Source organism: Cohnella baijiui, assembly GCF_020731285.1.
Classification (GTDB): domain Bacteria; phylum Bacillota; class Bacilli; order Paenibacillales; family Paenibacillaceae; genus Cohnella.
The window spans coordinates 1-219 of sequence record NZ_JAJFOW010000453.1 but is presented as its reverse complement, the minus strand read 5'-3'; the positions used below and the strand labels follow the sequence as shown (position 1 = coordinate 219).

At 33.8% G+C, this 219-nt stretch carries 1 protein-coding gene; it reads right to left on the bottom strand.

Going from position 1 to position 219, the window contains the following annotated elements; genetic code table 11:
• A partial coding sequence (locus LKX83_RS33360; protein ID WP_370639194.1) for a VOC family protein occupies positions 1-197 on the bottom strand: 197 nt, incomplete at its 3' end.
• Between the last annotated feature and the right edge of the window lie 22 nt (positions 198-219).

The window sequence follows — 219 nt, the reverse complement described above, 5'->3', positions numbered from 1 at the left end:
TCTTTTTTGGTAAATGTTTTGAAAAAAGGTTCAACCAATAACATGACAAAGATATGCTCACTGATAACCATACACGCTGCATTTTGATCAGTAAATTGAGGGTTGAATTCAAAACCGATTTTAGTAAAAAACTCGACAGACTTATCCAGATCTTTAATCGGCAAATTAACAAAAATCTTCTCCGCTGTAACTGCCATACTAGATCACCTCGAATGTAAA